The following is a 16,690-nucleotide window of genomic DNA, read 5'->3' as shown; positions in this document are numbered from 1 at the left end:
GGGCATAAAAAAAGAGATCATGAAAATGATCTCTTTTTTCGTGGTGTGGGCCGGGATCGAACCGGCGACACAAGGATTTTCAGTCCTTTGCTCTACCAACTGAGCTACCGCACCAAACGCCCCTTTTGTAAAGGGGACTGCAAAAGTAAGACAATCTTTTAAAAAACAAAAGTTTATTGCATAATTTCTTGCCGGCCACGCCCGGAGGTATCAGTTGCCGTATTCCACCAGGAACTTGATCCGCACCAGCTTCAGCTGTTCGATCGTGTAGTTACCTTCCGCCAGCTCTTCCTTGGCCACGGCCAGGCTGGAGGTTTCGCAGCCTTTGAAATATTCGATGATCTCGTCCTGCGCATAATCGTCCAGCTCCTCATCGATGCAATAGTCAAGATTCAGTTTTGTACCGCTGGCTACAATCGTTTCCATTTCGTCCAGCAGCTGGGGAATGCTCAGTTCCTTGTTCCGGGCGATGGTATCCAGCGGCATTTTTTTGTCGATGTTCTGAATGATGAACACTTTCAGGCCGCTCTTGTTCACCACGCTTTTCATCACAAAATCGTCCGGCTTCACAATGTCGTTTTCCTCCACGAAGCGGGAGATCACGTCTACGAACACTTTGCCATAGCGGATCGCTTTTCCCTTGCTCACGCCCTGGATCTTTTCCAGTTCCTGAACGGTAGTGGGATATTGGGTTGCCATGTCTTCCAGCGAGGTTTCGAGGAAGATCACGAACGGCGGCAGGTTCTTTTCTTTCGCTACTTTCTTGCGCAGCTCTTTCAGCATTTCAAAGAGCACGGGATCGGCGGAAGCCTGGGCTTCGCCCGCCTGTCCGTCTTCTTCGTCCACGCCGCTTTCTTCTTCGAACTGGTGGTTCAGCGCCACCCAGATGGAGAAAGGTTTCTTGATGAACTTGCGGCCTTTTTCGGTGATCTTCAGCAGTCCGTATTCTTCAATGTCCTTTTCTATCAGCCCTTCCAGCATCATTTGCCGGATGAGGGAGTTCCAGAAATGCGCGTCGAACTCCTTCCCTTCCCCGAACACATCCAGTTTGTCGTGGCGGAAAGTAGTGATCTGCGGGTTGGTTTTGCCGGTGATGATGTTCACCACATAGTCGGTACCAAAGCGCTCTTCCAGCTTCTGGATGGCCTTCAGCGCGATCACCACGCGGTTCTTCACTTCTATCTTTTCTTTCGGGTTCAGGCAGTTATCACATTTACCGCAGTTCTCCCCCTCGTATTTTTCACCAAAGTAATGGAGGATCACCTTCCGGCGGCAGACGGCGCTTTCCGCGTACGCTACGGTTTCGTTAATGAGCTGCGCGCCCATTTCCCGTTCGCTGAGCGATTTGTCGCGCATCAGGTGTTCCAGCTTCTGCACGTCCTCATATGAATAGAAGCAGACGCAGATGCCTTCCAGCCCGTCCCGCCCGGCGCGGCCGGTTTCCTGGTAGTAGTTTTCGAGGCTTTTGGGAATGTTGTAGTGGATCACGAAGCGCACGTCCGGTTTGTCGATCCCCATGCCGAAGGCGATGGTGGCCACGATCACTTCCACTTCTTCCAGCAGGAACATGTCCTGCCGCTGCGCGCGGGTAGTGGCGTCCAGCCCGGCGTGGTAGGCTACGGCCTTGATGCCGTTGGCCACGAGCATATCGGCCAGCTCTTCCGTGGTTTTGCGGTTGAGGGTGTAGATGATGCCGCTTTTGCCTTTATGCAGATGAATGAACTTGACGATCTCCTTGATGGTGTGGTCCTTCTTGCGCTTTGGCCTGATCTCGTAGTACAGGTTAGGGCGGTTGAAGGAGGATATGAATATCTGCGGGGACCGCAGTTCGAGGTTCTTTACAATATCGCTTTGCACTTTCGGCGTAGCGGTAGCCGTCAGGGCGATGATGGGCAGCTTGTCGTTGATCATGTCGATCATCTCTTTCAGCCTGCGGTATTCAGGCCGGAAGTCGTGCCCCCACTCGGAGATACAGTGCGCCTCGTCCACCGCGATGAAGGATATTTCCAGCTCTTTGAAAAAGTCGATATTCTCCTGCTTGGTGAGCGTTTCGGGCGCTACATATAGCATTTTTGTTTTGCCGGACTGCAGGTCCGTGCGTACTTTTTTGATCTGGGCCTTGGTGAGGGTGGAATTGAGGAAGTGCGCCACATTGTCTTTACTGCTGTAGGAACGCACAAGGTCCACCTGATTTTTCATTAATGCGATCAGCGGGCTCACGATGAGCGCCACACCCGGGCTCATCAGCGCCGGGAGCTGATAACACAGCGATTTACCACCGCCGGTAGGCATTATCACGAAAGTATCTTTACCGGAAAGTATATTTTTAATGATCTTCTCCTGGTTTCCCTTAAAGGAGTCAAACCCAAAATGTTCGTGTAATGCATCCAACAAACTTACCTTTGCAACTGCCATCACGTAAAATGTTTAGTACTAGTGTAATCCAGAGACGAAATCAACAGAACCGATAGATGAAATTTATTCAACATGTATTTTTGGGGGACACGAAATTACTCAAAAAACTACTTTAAGACAATATAATTTATATGATCGCCGGCCTTGATTAAAAATTGATAAATTTGCGGTGCCGCATGAAACAGAAGACTACCGTTAATATCCGGGAAACAGGAAAGAGGACCGTTAAGCTGGAAGCCTTAGCTATTGAGGGTTTGGAGCAGTTCATCAATGATGACTTCGAGCAAACGGTGAACCTGGTCGCGCATTGCCGGGGCCGGGTGGTGATCACCGGAATAGGTAAGAGCGCTGTTATTGCGCAAAAGATCGTTGCCACCCTCAATTCCACCGGTACACCCGCTTTATTTATGCACGCTGCAGACGCCATCCACGGCGATCTGGGGATGATCACCCCGGACGATGTGGTGCTTTGCATATCCAAAAGCGGGGAATCGCCGGAGATCAAGGTGCTGGTGCCGCTGCTGAAGAACATGGGAAATACGCTGGTGGCCATGGTCGGGAAGATGGACTCCTACCTGGCGCAGTCGGCACATTTTGTGCTGAACACCACTGTATCCCAGGAAGCCTGCCCCAACAACCTGGCCCCTACGTCCAGCACAACGGCGCAACTGGTCATGGGCGATGCCCTGGCGGTGTGCCTCATTGAGCTGAAAGGCTTTACTGCGGAGGATTTTGCGAAGTTTCACCCCGGCGGCACGCTCGGCAAGAAACTATACCTTAAAGTAGGCGACCTCAGCCGTATGCACCAGGTGCCCAAAGTGTTGCTGAACAGCACCCTGCGGGAAGTTATCGTGGAGATATCCTCCAAAATGCTCGGCGTCACCGGCGTGGTGAATGAAAAAGGCGGACTGGAAGGCATTATTACGGACGGCGACCTGCGGCGGATGCTCGAGAAGAATATGGACGCCACGGGCGTGAAAGCGGCCGATATTATGAGCCGTAATCCCAAGACCATCGGCGCCGGCGAGCTGGCCGTAAACGCCCTGGAACTGATGCGGGAATATGACATTACACAGCTACTGGTCATGAAAGGCGATCAGTATCATGGAATTATACATTTACATGATTTAATCAGAGAAGGAATTATTTGAGCGATGACACCATTGAACAATCACTTTTACGTGGCCATCATGGCCGGCGGGATCGGAAGCCGTTTCTGGCCTTACAGCCGCACGGATTACCCCAAGCAGTTCCTGGACATCCTGAACACCGGGAAAACCCTCCTGCAGTGGACCTACGAGCGGTTTACACAGTTCATCCCCGCGGAGAACATTTACGTGGTAACGCATCATCAATATGCTTCCACAGTGAGCAAGCAATTGCCCAATCTTCCGCAGGAAAACGTTGTCAGCGAACCCTCCCGTAAAAACACCGCCCCCTGCGTGGCCTATATTTCCCACAAGATCCATAAGAAAGATCCCAAGGCCAGCATGATCTGCGCGCCCGCGGACCATCTGATCATGGACCCTACGCAGTTCACGCAAACCTGCCTCAACGCCCTGCTCTTCGCACAAAAGAACAATGCGCTGCTTACCCTCGGCATCAAGCCCACCCGGCCGGATACCGGCTACGGCTACATCCAGTTCGAAACGGAGCAGGCGGCGGACAATGTGTACAAGGTGAAGACCTTTACCGAAAAGCCCAACCTGGAGCTGGCAAAGACCTTCCTGAAAAGCGGCGATTTCCTCTGGAACGCCGGCATCTTCGTGTGGAACACCAAAAGCATCCTCCAGGCGTTCGCCAACCATCTCCCGGAAATGGACGAGCTGTTCGTGCAGGAGAACGCCGCCCTGAACTCGCCAAAAGAACGGGAAATGATCGAAATGATCTATTCCCAGTGCACCAATATTTCGATCGACTACGGTATTATGGAAAAGGCGGACAACGTGTACGTCATCCCCGCCAATTTCGGCTGGAGCGACCTCGGTACCTGGGCTTCCGCGTACGAGAACCTCGAAAAAGATTACCTCGGCAACGCCGTGCAGGGCAAGAACGTGATGGTGATAGACGCCACCAAATGCATGGTGAAAGCGCCGAACGACAAGCTGGTGGTATTACAGGGGCTGGATGACTTCATCCTGGTGGATACGCCCGACGTGCTGCTGGTCTGCAAAAAAGAAAACGAGCAGCAGATCAAGGAATATGTGGCGGAAGTAAAACGCCATAAAGGAGAGAAATACCTTTAACAGACATCAACGCATAAAGAAAGCCGGAAGTGACTGCTCTTCCGGCTTTTTGCTTATTTGTACATGGCTTACGCGCTTAAACTTTCCACCGCTTCATCCGCCGGTTGTCCGATCCGTTTGGTGTGCTCGCAGAAAGTTACAACGCCGGTTTCTACATCGTATACTGCGCCGATGATGCCTACTTCTCCTTTTTCCACCATATCCTGGAGGATCGCGCTTTGCTCCAGCACCTGCTGTACGGAGCGTTCTGTATGCAGGTGCGTCACGGCATCCACGAAAGCGTGATTATTTGATGTACGATCGCCCTTGATCGTTTTTTCCTGTATTACGGCAGGGCGGATCTTGTTGAGCAGCCCGGTGAGGTTGCCCATTTCCACGCCGTCGCAGGCGCCTTTAATAGCGCCGCAGTGGGTGTGCCCCAATACCACAATGATCTTTGATCCTGCTACCTTGCAGGCATATTCAAGGCTGCCCAGCACGTTATCGGAGATAACGGCACCGGCTAAACGAATACTGAAAATGTCACCCAGCCCCTGGTCAAAAATAAGCTCTGCCGAAGTGCGGGAATCCATGCAGCTTACCACGGCTGCAAAGGGCCACTGCCCTTCCTTCGTTTCGTTGACCTGTTGCAGCAGGTTACGGTTGATGCGAAGGTTGCTCACGAAACGCTCGTTGCCTTCGCGAAGGTACTCTAAGGCCGTATGCGGCGTCAGGCTGCTTTGAGATGTTTTATTGTGTGCTTTCATTGGTCAGTATATTTAATCGATGATTGTTTTAGTGTTTAATTGACGGTCAGTTCTTTCAGCAGTTCCTTGTGCGTACCGTTGGTCACAACAGACACCGGCTTTTCTTTTTCCGGCGCGTCAAGGAAAAGATGGTCCGTATTGGTGATGTTGTAAGCTTCCTTGAAGCCTTTCAGCACAACCTTGATCTTTTTCTGCTGCGCTTTGATCTGCGTGAATTCGCGGATGATGTCCAGCACGTCCTGGTCGATGTACAGCGTTTTGCTGGCGTCGATCACCACGGTGCTGTTTTCCGGCAGGCGGTCCAGCGTAAGCAGGATGTTGGCTTTGTTGAGGAAGGATACTTCCTGGGACAGTTCCAGGCGGATCAGGTCACCGGTACGGTATTTTTCTTTCTGGAAGAAATAGGGGCTTTTCATATTGCCCCACATGATGAAGAGCACGCTCACGGCAAGGCCCACGGCTACACCGATCAGCAGGTCCGTGAATACGATGGTAACAACCGTCACAAGGAAAGGCGCCCACTGGTATTTGCCCTTCTGGAACATCTTCTTGAATATCTCCGGTTTACAAAGTTTGTAACCTGTTACCAGCAGCACGGCTGCCAGCGTAGCCAGCGGGATCATGTTCAGGATGCCGGGGATCAGCGCCGCGCAGAACAGCAGCAATGCGCCGTGCGTCATGGCCGCCAGTTTGGTACGGCCGCCCGCGTTGATATTGGCGGAAGAACGCACGATCACGGAAGTGATAGGCATACCGCCGATCAGGCCGCTGACGATGTTGCCGATACCCTGCGCCCTCAGTTCCCGGTTGGGAGAACTGTAACGCTTCAGCGGGTCCAGCTTGTCCGTCGCTTCCAGGTTCAGCAAGGTTTCCAGGGAAGCCACCACCGCAATGGTGGCGGCGATCACCCAAACTTCGCTGTTGCCGATCTGGGAGAAGTCCGGCATCGTGAACTGCCCGATGAAATCGCTGAAAGAATCCGCGATCGGCAGCGTTACCAGGTGGCTTTGTTCCAGCCCCAGCGGAGAACCGCCCGCAAGGAAAAGCTGGTTAAGCCCCACCCCTGTCAGCACCGCTACCAGCGGCGCCGGGATCACGTTCACTTTCGGCACCTTGCTCCAGTACAACAGGATCAATATAGATACGAGGGTAATGATCACCGCGCCGAAATGCACATGGTTCAGCATGCTGAACAGGGAAGAGATCGTATTCTCCCCGTCTGCCTGCACAAACGCAAAATCACCTTCCGCATCGGCGTCATAGCCAAATGCATGAGGGATTTGTTTCAGGATGATGATAAGGCCGATGGCCGTCAGCATCCCGGTAATTACATTCGACGGAAAGTAGTTGGCCACCGTACCGGCTTTCAAAAGCCCCAGCACCAGCTGCATGATACCGCCCAGCATTACTGCCAGCAAAAAGATCTCATATACGCCCAGTGTGGTGATAGCGTTCAGCACAATGGCGGTAAGCCCTGCGGCGGGACCGCTCACGCTCAGATTGGAGCCACTCAGGAACCCGATCACAAGACCGCCGATAATACCGGAAATCATACCGGAGAACAAAGGCGCGCCAGACGCCAGTGCGATACCAAGACAAAGCGGTACCGCAATCAGAAATACAACAAGGCCAGCCGGAAGATCACCTTTAATATTCGAGAAAAAACCAATTTTTTTGCTCATGATAGCATGGATTTAAGCAGATCATAACGATGATGCAGCCATCTCCGCGCATGCATGCAGTCAACAATGCATTGCCGGATTACCCGCTGGCCCGTATTACCCGTAAAAAGGTCATAACGAAGCAAGGTTAAGCGTACATCAGCGTTTCATCTGAATTTGTACAAATAAGAAAATGAAAATGCAAAAGCGTGTACGCAGTAATTGGCGTACACAAGGGTCATTTAAGCAAGATGACCGTTTGGTGGAGGAGTCTGGATTTCCTGAACCGGACTGGCAGGAATATCCTCGTGATAACGGTAAGAAAGTGTATTGAGGAAAAGCTCGGGATTGAGCGCTGCGTTCGCATCCGCATAACGGTGACAATTGATGTCGCCATTACTAAGTTTAACTTTTGATGTGCAACTACCACCACCATCAACGTGCTCTTCCACGATCTGGTTGTTGAACAGTAATTTCCCCATCTGCTCTATCGGGAGCAGTTGAACGCACATCAGGCTAAGAAGAAATATACTGAGTAGTCTTTTCATCAATACTTATATCACTTATTTGTATGTGAAGCAAAAATAACCTCTCCGATCCAGAAATCATATTTTGGCGGGTCAAAGAAATGTTAAATCGATCATAAACCCTTATCTATCCATTATTTAACGGAAATCATCGACATTCACCCCCATCCGCCTATATGACCGCTCATCACAATTCGGTCCTGGCCGCCGGAAAGTCCAAAATCCGCCCAAATGCAATATAGGCAAGGAAATTTCTATTTTCTACAGTAATATTTAAAGCAAGTTATTTTGCATTGATTGGTATTGTGTATTGCATAGTAGTAAATTCTTTCTATCTTTGTATCGTGAAGTTGAGGAAATACCCTGGCTTCGGAACAAATAACGGTTTTTAAAGCTCACTTGCCATGAACATTGATAATACACAGTCGCAGATGCGGAAAGGGGTGCTGGAATTCTGCATTCTTTCCATCATCAAGCAAGGCGAGGCTTATCCTTCAGACATTATTGAAAAAATGAAAGAAGCAAAGCTGGATATCCTGGAAGGGACGCTGTATCCGCTTTTGACACGCCTCAAAAATGCCGAGCTGCTCACGTACCGGTGGGTAGAAAGCAGCTCCGGCCCCCCGCGCAAGTATTTTTCCATGACCGAAAAAGGGGAAACCTTTTACCGGGACCTGGAAAATACCTGGAACGAACTGGCCAACGCCGTTCACCAGCTCACACAACCTAACACCATCCAATAATATACAATCCGAGTTTACCTAAAACCTAAACAGATTAAGCAGATGAAAAAGATTATCAATATAAACCTGTCGAGCCGCCTGATCCCCATCGAGGACAGTGCTTACGAGATACTCCGACAGTACCTTGATAGCCTGAGGCGGTATTTCGCGAAGGAAGAAGGCGCGGAAGAGATCGTCGGAGATATTGAAAGCCGCATTGCGGAGATCTTCCAGGAAAAGATCCGCAAGGGCGCGCATTGTATTACAGACGAGGATGTGCAGGCTATCAAAGCTTCCATGGGCACACCCGAACAGTTTGTGGAGGAAGACGGCAATACGGCGGACAGCAGGCAGAGAACGGCATCAGAACCTTTCGCTCCTTTCATCCGTCCGCGCAAACGGTTTTACCGGGACCCGGACGGCAAGGTGCTGGGCGGCGTCTGCAGCGGCCTCGGCGCATATTTTAACGTGGACCCCCTGGTGTTCCGCATCATCTTCGCCATCGGCGCGGTGATGTGGGGAGGCGGCATCCTGCTCTACTTCATCCTCTGGTTCGCTACTCCCGAAGCGGTGACCGCCGCGGAAAAGCTGGAAATGCGCGGGGAACGTGTGGATGTGAACAACATCAAGGCCGCCGTGCAGGAAGAAATGAACTCCTTCCGCTCACGCATGGAAAGAATGGGAGATGATGTCAGAAATTTTTCGGAGGGCCGCGGGAAACAGTTCGGTAGAGATGCCGGATCTGCAATAGAAGGGTTTTTCAGAGGACTGGCAAATGTCATTGCATACATTGCAAAAGGCTTTTTCCTCTTCCTCGCAGTAGTGATGCTCTTTGTATTGGTAGTTGGCCTCATCATGTCAGCTGTCTTTTCCGCGGTCCTGATCCCAGTCAAAGACCTTTTACTGGACAATGGTGTGCAAACAATGCTCTTCTGGCCGGCGCTGGCCTTGCTGGTGGGCATTCCGATCCTTTCGCTCGTGGCTTTCCTCGTGCGCAAGATGGCCGGCATCAAACAACAGAACAGGTATGCAGGATATACTTTAGGATTTTTCTGGCTGCTCGGGGTGTTCTTCTCGGTATGGCTGGTGGTTTCACTGGCGAGGGATTTCAATACCCGCTACAAGGAAACCGAAACACTTTCCATCACACAGCCCAGCCAGGGCCGCCTGATCGTCAAGAAAGCGGAAAGCGTGCTGGAGCTGGACGATGTGAACCTGTTCGACGGCAACCTCCGCGTGGTGGACGATACCGTGATCATAGACGATATCAACATCCGCGTACTGAAAAGCGAAACAGACAGCTTTGCGGTGGAAGTGGTGAGAAGCGCGCGGGGCAGAACGGTGGCGCAGGCGAAAGCATACACCCGCCTCATCAACGTGAACATGCAGCAGACGGACTCCGTGCTGTACATTCCCTCCGGCATCTCCATCCCCCGCAATTCAAAATACCGTAACCAGCAGATCACCGTGGTGATCAGGGTGCCCGTAGGCAAGCACATCCTCATAGACCGCGAAGTAAGATATCACTACAATTTCATCCGCAACTGGCGCGAGGAATGGTGGGATGATCATTACGACTGGGATGAAAACAGGCAGATCGATATACGGATGACGCCCGGCGGATGGGAAAGAACGGACCAGCTGGAAAAGAAAAAGGAGGAAGCCCCCGCACCCGCGGATACCGCCAATCCCCGCAACGAGTACCGCTACCGGGGCCCGGCCCGCCAGCAGGAACAGAACACCACGCCCATTGACGACAGCAGCAACAAAGAAGCGGCAGCCGACAAAAAAAGTATTGCCATGGCCGTTGTGAGCTTCTTGTTCCTGAATCCCTTCAAAACACTCGATCCATCTTCGTCACAATAAGTTTAGTTTCGAAAAACGATAGCCAACCGCGGTATCCACCGCGGTTTTTTCATGCCTTCCCGCTTTTAACAGTATTTTTCCCGATTCGATCATTCCCATCCCCCGATAATTGCTAGTTTTGCATATTCAAAATTTTGGAGGATCAGATAAGGATGAAGGTACCCATCAATATTGCACTGGTAGGCAATCCTAACAGTGGTAAAAGCTCTCTCTTTAATGCGCTTACAGGTTTAAACCAGAAGGTGAGCAACTTTCCGGGGGTAACGGTAGATAAAAAAACCGGTATTGCCCGCATTGCCCCGCAGCTGGAAGCCAACATTATTGACCTGCCGGGTACCTACAGCCTGTATCCCAAAAGCGCGGACGAATTTGTAACGTACGACGTGCTTCTCAATCCCAAAGGCGCCGACAAGCCGGACATGGTCCTGATCATCGCCGACGCCTCCAACCTCAAGCGCAACCTGCTCTTCTGCTCCCAGATCATAGACCTCAAAGTGCCCGTGATCATCGGTCTTACCATGATGGACCTCGCCAAGAAAAAAGGTGTGGAGGTAGACCTCGCGGGCCTGGAACGCGAACTGGGCGTGCCCGTTGTGGCTATCAACCCGCGCCGCAACAAGGGCTTGCAGCAGCTGAAGAAAAATATCGAGCTGATCGCACAGGAAAAATTCGGCGCCCCCGCGCGGGATTTCATCGAGAATCACCAGCTGGCGCCGGCCGTAGTGGAAGACATCCGGCGGATATACCCTGTGTCCAGCGACTACGCCGCGCTGCACGTGGCCGTGAATTACGACGAGCTGCATTTCCTCGACAAACAGCAGCAGGGCGCCATCAGAAATTCCCTGCAGCAGCACGGCTTCAACAAAACAAAAGTACAGGCGGAAGAGATCATGCAGCGCTACGCCCGCATCAAACATATCATGAACGGCACCGTAGTGGAAACCGACCCGCTGCAGCAGCAATTGCAGACCGAAAGGATCGATAACGTGCTGCTGCACCGCTTCTGGGGATATCTTATCCTGCTGGTGGTGCTGTTCCTGCTTTTCCAAAGTATATTCTGGATCGCCTCCTACCCGATGGACCTCATAGACGCGGGCTTCGGTTCGCTCAGCGGATGGCTTTCAGAGGTGCTGCCGGACAATAAGGTCAGCGATGCCTTCATCAACGGCATCATCGCCGGCCTCGGTGGCATTGCGGTCTTTGTGCCGCAGATCATGATCCTGTTCGGCCTGATCACCATCCTGGAAGATACCGGCTACATGGCCCGCATCAGCTTTCTGACGGACCGCCTGATGCGCCAGGTGGGGCTGAACGGCAAATCCGTGATGCCCCTCATCAGCGGTGTGGCCTGCGCCGTACCCGCTATCATGGCCGCCCGCAACATCGAGAACAGGAAAGAACGCCTGATCACGATCATGATCACACCGCTCATGAGCTGCTCGGCGCGGCTGCCCATCTACACCATCATGATCGCGCTGGTGATTCCGGACCGCATGGTGCTCGGCTTTCTCAGCCTGCAGGGCTTGGTGATGATGGGACTGTACCTGCTCGGCTTCTTCATGGCCATTCTCGTGGCCGCGGTCATGAAGCTGTTCATCAAAATACGCGAGAAGAGCTACTTCATCATGGAATTGCCCGTATACCGCGCCCCGCGCTGGAAAAACGCCGCAGTGACCATGGTGGAAAAAGCAAAGATATTCGTCATGGACGCCGGTAAGGTGATCATGGTCATCTCCATTGCGCTGTGGTTCCTGGCCTCATACGGCCCCTCCGGCAGAATGGACGCCGTACACGCGAAATACGAACAGCTCCAGGCCGGCACCACCGACCCCGCGCAGCTGGATGAGCTGGACAAACAGCTGCAGTCTGAAAAGCTTTCCCACTCCTACGCCGGCATCATCGGCCACGCTATTGAACCCGCGGTGGAACCGCTGGGCTTCGACTGGAAAATAGGCATTGCGCTGATCACCTCCTTTGCCGCCCGCGAAGTGTTCGTGGGAACGATGGCCACGCTGTATAGCGTGGGCGACGCGGAAGACAACGATGCCACGCTGCGCGAAAAAATGGAGTCCGCCACCCGCATAGACGGCACTCCGGTTTACACGCTCGCCACCGGCCTCTCGCTCATGATCTTCTACGCCTTTGCCATGCAGTGCATGAGCACGCTCGCCATCGTGAAAAGGGAAACCCGTTCCTGGAAATATCCCATCGTTCAGTTCGTGTACATGACCGTACTGGCCTATGTTTGCAGCTGGATCGTCTATGAGCTCTTCAAATAATTTTATCCTACATTTGAAGAAACACGCCCGCATGAAAAAGCTACTGTCCGTTATCGGCTGCATGATGGCTTTGTCCGCCTCCGCGCAACCCGCCTCCGCGCAGATCGATTCCGCGCAACTCATGAAAGATGTGCAAACCCTCTCCGCAGACAAGATGGAAGGCCGCAAAACCGGCACCAAAGGAAACCGCATGGCGCAGTTTTACCTGCTGGACCGGTTAAAGGAAACAGGACTGGAACAATTCTACAACACCTATCAGCAATCATTTTTCTTCAACTCACGCGGCAGCCGCATCATGGGCACTAACCTCTACGGCTATATTAAAGGGGAAGTGGACAGCTTTATCGTGATCAGCGCGCATTACGATCATGTGGGAACAAAAGCGCAACCCTCGGGCGGGGACAGCATCTACAATGGCGCGGACGATAATGCCTCCGGCGTGGCGGGCCTCCTGGCGATAGCGAAATATTTCAAAGCGCATCCACCGCGGTACAGCCTCATCTTCGCCGCCTTCGACGCGGAAGAAATGGGATTGCAGGGCGCAAAGGATTTTTCAGCGCGGCTGCCCGTGCCCGCGGCCAGCATGCTCATGAACATCAATATGGACATGATCAGCCATAATGACAAACGTGAACTCTATGTCTGCGGCACGTATCATTACCCGCAGCTTAAACCCTACATTACCGCCGCCGCGGCGAAGAGCGCGATCCTTTTGCCAATGGGGCACGACAAACCCGAAGATGCCGGGCAGGACTGGACCGGCCAGAGCGATCATCATGTTTTTCATCTGCGGAAAATTCCTTTCCTCTATTTCGGTGTGGAAGATCATCCCGATTATCATAAGGTCACGGACGAGTTCAGCCGCATCAATCCATCTTTCTTCTACCAGGCGGTGTTGAGTATTCTCGATGTGGTGAAAGCGGTGAATGAACGGCCATAAAAAAGGCCGCATCCATTGAATGCGGCCCTCAGAATTATAAATAAGCAATTACCGCTTCGGCAACCGCTCGAACATCTTCTGGTAAAAAGCCCTCGACATATTGGAAGAACCCACCTTCTCCACCTTGGTGCGGGAGCTTTGCACCGCGGGCGCCATTCTTCCCCATTGCGCTCCTACGATCTTCTTCAATGCAAGATTCAATAAAGGTTCTTTGGTATCGCCGAGCACACCGAGGTTGAAGCTTTCAAAGAAGCGCTGGTCCGGCGAAAAGCCCGTCAGCCCATAATCTGATTGATTCTGCGAGTTGAATGCCTTGGTGATGATCGGCTGCATGCCCCATTTGTTGCGGAGGTCGTTTTCTTCGTAGATGGTGGTGGAGCCGACGTTCTTGCCGGCCGTGGTATCGCCGATGATGTATACCGGCATGTAAGGTTTGAGGCCGTTGATGATCAGCTCGCTGGCGGAAGCGGTTTCCGTGCTGGTGAGGATGATGAAGTTCTGCAACGTGTTGCCGATGTTGCCCGCCTCCGGCGTGAAATTCATTTTGAAGAATTCTTCCCCGTAATCCTCCGTGAACTCCTGGGTGAGCAAGGAATTGTATTCCCTGCGGAAGAACAATTTGTTCGCCGTATAATTCTTGACGATCTGGCTGCCCAAGTTGATCGTGGAAACCTGGTCCCCGCCCGGGTTGTAGCGTAGGTCAAGGATGAGGTCCGTTACGCCCTGCGCTTTGAACCGGGAGAAAACGGCATCCACTTCGTTGTCGTAAGCGGAGGTAGAATCCCCTTTGTCCGGAGCAAAGAAGTTATACATAAAATAGCCGATCTTCTTTCCTTCGATGGAATACACAGAATCGAGGTACACGGGGTTTTCCGCAAACACGATGGTGTTGAGCGTGAGGTTGCGCTCCGCGCCCAGGCTGTCTTCCCCACCCGCGGTCAGGAAATATTGCTGTGCGGCGATCGTATGATTTTCGCCGAGCGCCGATACAAAAGCATTTACGTTTTGTGAACCGCTGGCCGCGGAATACGGGAAATCACGCCCGTTGATCTGGAAGAACATATCTCCCCGCTTCAGCCCCGCCGTTTCCGCGGGAGAGCCCCGCTTTACATAAGTCACCTGCGCGCCGAGCAGGGTACCCTGTTCGTGCAGGAAAAGCGTATAGCCATATCCCGCTTCTTTTTGCACGCCGCTCAGGGATGCCAGCAGTTCCTGGAAGTTGTTCTGTATCCAGGAAAACTGATCGTCCGGCGACTTTAGCAGGCCGTAGAAAAAGCTCTCCGGGTCCGTCGTTCTGTCCGGATTTGCGGGAATGCTGGAAGTCCAGTAGTAATAGTCCTTCATGTTGGCGTAGATCCAGTCATTCACATATTTATTGGTGTTGGTCCGGTCCGGCCCATCCGCGTCTTTCTTTTTGCAGGAGGAGAATACCAGTCCCGCCGAGACGCACAAGAACAGCATGGTTCGCTTTTTCATAAATTGGCTTAAATCTTAATGTAATATAACTGAATAAACGGAGGAAGGGCCTCAAAAATTTTGTGGTGTGGCCGGCTTGACACCCGCGTCGAGCAGGGCATTGCGGATTTTTTCCCGCCAGATGCGCTGTTCCGCTGCATCCAGACCGCTTCGCACGGCATCGTCAAACGCTTCCTGGCGCCGGTTCATTTCCCGGAATGATTCCAGGTATTCATACTGGATGCGGCTTTCATGATCTTCTATGGTCAGTTCCATGTTCAGCACTTTGCGGCGGAAGCCTTCCGCTACGAGGCGGGTGATATCGAAATGGATCTGTTCGTGCTCGAGCGTGTGCCGGCTGGGCGGATGAGAGCGGGCCCAGGAGGAGCTTTTTACCCAGAAAACCTGCAGTACGAGCGTTACTTCCAGCGTATCCCGGAACCGGCGGCTGCCGCCTTCGAACGCAAAGCTGGTGAAGCTCACGGCTTCGCTTTTCGCGGATGCGGGTACCCTGCCGCGGTAATCGTCCGCCGAGGAGGCCCGCTGGTGGTAGAACAGGGTGTCGGATTGCCTGTCCTCCGGCCGGTCGTCCTCCCGGAAAACCACTTTCACCACGGTCTGCGCCGTAGCTTGCTGCCCAGGCAGGCAACACAAACATCCAGCTAAAAGAAAACGGACAAACATCGTGTTATGAAGTTCGGAAATCGGAGGGAGATTTTGGACGGGCAAAAATTTCCCTTCCAAACGGCCACCGCTCCGCCTTGCGGCCCTTAAATTGGGTGATCGCTCAAAATTCTGTAATTTACAAGGAACCAAAACAATCGTCCCATGTACGGAGGCGGATACATTTTCGACGAGCCGAACAAACGGCAGTTGAACGAAGAGCAATTGCACGATGATCCGGAAAAGTTAGCGGATTTCGAAGCCCGCATTGCCCGCGGAGAAAAGATCGAGCCGGGAGACTGGATGCCTTCTGAATACCGGCGCCAGCTGATACGGCTGATAGAACAGCATGCACATTCCGAAATTATGGGCGCACTGCCCGAAGGCACCTGGATCACCCGCGCACCGGGCTTCAAGCGCAAACTGGCGCTGATTGCCAAAGTGCAGGACGAGATCGGCCACGGCCAGCTGCTGTACAATGCCGCCGAAACCCTCGGCAAAAGCCGCGAAGCGATGATCAACGACCTGCTGAGCGGAAAATCCAAATATTCCAATGTGTTCAATTATCCCGCGGAAACCTGGGCGGACGTGACCGTCATCGGTTTTCTCATAGACGCGGCGGCGATCGTTAACCAGGTAGCCAACGCAAAAGGTTCTTATGGGCCTTATTGCCGGGCGCTGGAAAGGATCTGTTATGAGGAGAGCTTTCACCTCAAGCAGGGCCACGACGCCTTTATTGAACTGGCCACGGGAACGCCCGCGCAGCGCGCGATGCTGCAGGATGCGCTGAACCGCTGGTGGCAACCGATCATGCATTTCTTCGGCCCGCCGGATAAAAGCTCCGTGCACAGTGAAAAGCTGATGCAATGGAAAGTAAAAATGGCCAGCAACGACGATATGCGCAATCAGTTCCTGGACACCTACGTACCCAAGATATGGGACCTCGGGCTGACGCTGCCGGATGAAAAACTGCGGAAAGATCCGGACACCGGAAAATGGGAATATTCGGACCCCGACTGGGACCTCTTCAAAAAGGTGATCAATGGCGGCGGCCCCTGCAACCAGGAAAGGCTGAACGTGCGCAAATGGGCGGAAACACACGGGCGATGGGTGCGCAAGGCTTTGATGAACCCGAAAGACAGGATAGCGGCCCCCGTGGCATAAACATAT

At 52.8% G+C, this 16,690-nt stretch carries 13 protein-coding genes and 1 tRNA gene; 7 read left to right on the top strand and 7 right to left on the bottom strand.

Going from position 1 to position 16,690, the window contains the following annotated elements:
- Positions 1-41 precede the first annotated feature (41 nt).
- Together CCY01nite_RS07125 and recQ are read right to left on the bottom strand one after the other, a co-directional pair.
- Positions 42-114: transfer RNA gene (locus tag CCY01nite_RS07125), tRNA-Phe, on the bottom strand.
- Positions 115-210: 96 nt separating this feature from the next.
- Positions 211-2,415 carry a DNA helicase RecQ gene (gene recQ, locus CCY01nite_RS07120; RefSeq protein WP_146859146.1) on the bottom strand — a complete coding sequence of 735 codons (2,205 nt, stop codon included), beginning with the start codon at positions 2,413-2,415 and terminating at the stop codon, positions 211-213.
- Positions 2,416-2,591: 176 nt separating this feature from the next.
- Between recQ and CCY01nite_RS07115 the strand changes: the two genes are divergently transcribed.
- Both CCY01nite_RS07115 and CCY01nite_RS07110 read left to right on the top strand, forming a co-directional pair.
- Complete coding sequence (locus CCY01nite_RS07115) at positions 2,592-3,566, top strand: KpsF/GutQ family sugar-phosphate isomerase (protein WP_146859144.1); 975 nt, start codon at positions 2,592-2,594, stop codon at positions 3,564-3,566.
- A gap of 3 nt (positions 3,567-3,569) precedes the next feature.
- Positions 3,570-4,661, top strand: a complete 1,092-nt coding sequence (locus CCY01nite_RS07110) for a mannose-1-phosphate guanylyltransferase (RefSeq protein ID WP_146859142.1) — start codon at positions 3,570-3,572, stop codon at positions 4,659-4,661.
- A gap of 68 nt (positions 4,662-4,729) precedes the next feature.
- On the opposite strand, the gene CCY01nite_RS07105 is transcribed toward CCY01nite_RS07110, so the two are convergent.
- The 3 genes from CCY01nite_RS07105 to CCY01nite_RS07095 form a co-directional block, all read right to left on the bottom strand.
- Positions 4,730-5,407, bottom strand: coding sequence for a carbonic anhydrase family protein (locus CCY01nite_RS07105; protein WP_146859140.1), 678 nt, complete (start codon positions 5,405-5,407; stop codon positions 4,730-4,732).
- 35 nt (positions 5,408-5,442) lie between these two features.
- On the bottom strand, positions 5,443-7,089 hold the full coding sequence (locus CCY01nite_RS07100) for a SulP family inorganic anion transporter (protein ID WP_146859138.1): 1,647 nt from the start codon (positions 7,087-7,089) through the stop codon (positions 5,443-5,445).
- 221 nt (positions 7,090-7,310) lie between these two features.
- Entirely contained in the window at positions 7,311-7,616 is a 306-nt protein-coding gene (locus CCY01nite_RS07095) for a hypothetical protein (RefSeq protein WP_146859136.1), read from the bottom strand.
- Between the two features lie 383 nt (positions 7,617-7,999).
- On the opposite strand from CCY01nite_RS07095, the gene CCY01nite_RS07090 reads away from it, so the two are divergent.
- The 4 genes from CCY01nite_RS07090 to CCY01nite_RS07075 all read left to right on the top strand — a co-directional run bounded on the left by CCY01nite_RS07090 (position 8,000) and on the right by CCY01nite_RS07075 (position 13,402).
- Positions 8,000-8,338: a PadR family transcriptional regulator gene (locus CCY01nite_RS07090; RefSeq protein ID WP_146859134.1), complete on the top strand. Its 339-nt coding sequence runs from the start codon at positions 8,000-8,002 to the stop codon at positions 8,336-8,338.
- A gap of 42 nt (positions 8,339-8,380) precedes the next feature.
- On the top strand, positions 8,381-10,183 hold the full coding sequence (locus CCY01nite_RS07085; protein ID WP_146859131.1) for a PspC domain-containing protein: 1,803 nt from the start codon (positions 8,381-8,383) through the stop codon (positions 10,181-10,183).
- Between the two features lie 134 nt (positions 10,184-10,317).
- Complete coding sequence (gene feoB / locus CCY01nite_RS07080; RefSeq protein WP_246129876.1) at positions 10,318-12,462, top strand: ferrous iron transport protein B; 2,145 nt, start codon at positions 10,318-10,320, stop codon at positions 12,460-12,462.
- A gap of 31 nt (positions 12,463-12,493) precedes the next feature.
- A complete protein-coding gene (locus CCY01nite_RS07075; protein WP_146859129.1) occupies positions 12,494-13,402 on the top strand; it encodes a M20/M25/M40 family metallo-hydrolase in 909 nt (302 codons plus the stop codon).
- 48 nt (positions 13,403-13,450) lie between these two features.
- Here the strand turns inward: CCY01nite_RS07075 and CCY01nite_RS07070 are convergent, their stop codons facing one another.
- Together CCY01nite_RS07070 and CCY01nite_RS07065 are read right to left on the bottom strand one after the other, a co-directional pair.
- Positions 13,451-14,878, bottom strand: coding sequence for a S41 family peptidase (locus tag CCY01nite_RS07070; RefSeq protein WP_146859127.1), 1,428 nt, complete (start codon positions 14,876-14,878; stop codon positions 13,451-13,453).
- Positions 14,879-14,929: 51 nt separating this feature from the next.
- A complete protein-coding gene (locus CCY01nite_RS07065; protein ID WP_146859125.1) occupies positions 14,930-15,511 on the bottom strand; it encodes a hypothetical protein in 582 nt (193 codons plus the stop codon).
- 174 nt (positions 15,512-15,685) lie between these two features.
- On the opposite strand from CCY01nite_RS07065, the gene paaA reads away from it, so the two are divergent.
- Positions 15,686-16,684: a 1,2-phenylacetyl-CoA epoxidase subunit PaaA gene (gene paaA / locus CCY01nite_RS07060; RefSeq protein WP_146859123.1), complete on the top strand. Its 999-nt coding sequence runs from the start codon at positions 15,686-15,688 to the stop codon at positions 16,682-16,684.
- Positions 16,685-16,690 lie beyond the last annotated feature (6 nt).

The organism is Chitinophaga cymbidii (assembly GCF_007992715.1).
GTDB classification, from domain to species: Bacteria; Bacteroidota; Bacteroidia; order Chitinophagales; family Chitinophagaceae; genus Chitinophaga; species Chitinophaga cymbidii.
This window is presented reverse-complemented; position numbering and strand designations above follow the sequence as displayed.